We start from the raw sequence: 1286 nt of genomic DNA on the forward strand, positions 1-1286 counted from the left end.
TGCAAGCATAAAAATTTCGCTTAGCTAGCTGCGCTACGCACGCTGTCATTTTTAGCTTGCTGGAATGCACAAACAAACTGAATAACTGTAGCCATTTTTTCAAAATAATGATTCCACCGCTCCATTGGAGGGATGCGACCTATCATACCGTGTAGTCGCTCTTGATTATAAAAGATGACATACTGATCTAGTATCTGCTCAATCTCCCCAAAGGTTCTGTATTCAAACCTCAAGAAAATATCTCTTCTCAGTGTTCCGTGATACGCCTCTATGTGGGCATTTTCTTCTGGCGTCGCTACATGCGTAAACTCTTGACTAACCCCCACCAAAGCCAGGTATTCTCGTACCTCTTTGGCAATGAACTGACTACCATTATCGCTTCGGATAATCACTTCTTTAGGGAGCCTATACTGCTCTATGATATCTGAAATGAGCTTGACTACATCAGCCTGTTTAACAGACCATTGAAACACATGCCCTAATATACGGCGACTGTAAACATCTATGACCGATAAGAGGTACGCATACTTACCCTTCTCAGGAATCCAAACCATCTTTATGTCCATTTCCAAGTACTCCATGGGGTACTGTGCATTGACCCTCCTGAACTTTACAAACTTCCTATTTGATCGATCAGGACGTATTCTATTGGTGTTTTTCAGCAGGTTGGCTTCCTTGAGAAGACGATACAGTTTTTTGTGATTAATCACATAGCCATCACGCTTCAACAAAGCACAGAGGTTGTGATAGCCATAATCGATAAAGGGGTGCTCCAGGTAGATCCTTACCTGATCTACAACCTGTTCATTGGGTATCAGTCCATCAGTACTGTGTTTCGTATGGCTACTAGCCTTATTACCCTTTTTTCCACCTTTTTCCTTGTAATAATAGCTACTTTCGGCTAGTCCTACCCATTGTAACAACTGCTTGAAACTACACGATCCCTTGTACTTCGTATAGAGATGATCTACTAAATCTTTCTTGGATCGTCGGTCCCAAACTTTTTTTTTAGTAATTCCCGCTGGGTCTCTAGTTCAATCTCTTTCTGGATCAAAAGCTTCTGTAAAATACGGTGTTCCTCCTCGAGCTTTTTCCACTCAGGGTCTCGACGATCTGCCGACTGCTTTAAACCCTCTTTACCTTGACTCTCAAACTTTTTCTTCCAGTTGTAATAAGTCGCAGTACTTATTCCGTATTTCCGACATACGGATACCATATCACCGCCTTTTCCTTCTTCTAAAATTTGAAGCTTTTCCTCTGTTGTCCATGTTTTTCGCTTACTCATA

General features: G+C 41.7%; 2 protein-coding genes. Both read right to left on the reverse strand.

Going from position 1 to position 1286, the window contains the following annotated elements; translation table 11 throughout:
• Positions 1-20 precede the first annotated feature (20 nt).
• Positions 21-1016, reverse strand: coding sequence for an IS3 family transposase (locus tag ABD985_RS21255; protein ID WP_345375360.1), 996 nt, complete (start codon positions 1014-1016; stop codon positions 21-23).
• A partial coding sequence (locus tag ABD985_RS21260; RefSeq protein WP_345375358.1) for a transposase occupies positions 971-1286 on the reverse strand: 316 nt, incomplete at its 5' end. The genes ABD985_RS21255 and ABD985_RS21260, both read right to left, overlap by 46 nt.

The sequence above is a fragment of the Algivirga pacifica genome, from assembly GCF_039543525.1.
Lineage (GTDB): Bacteria > Bacteroidota > Bacteroidia > Cytophagales > Flammeovirgaceae > Algivirga > Algivirga pacifica.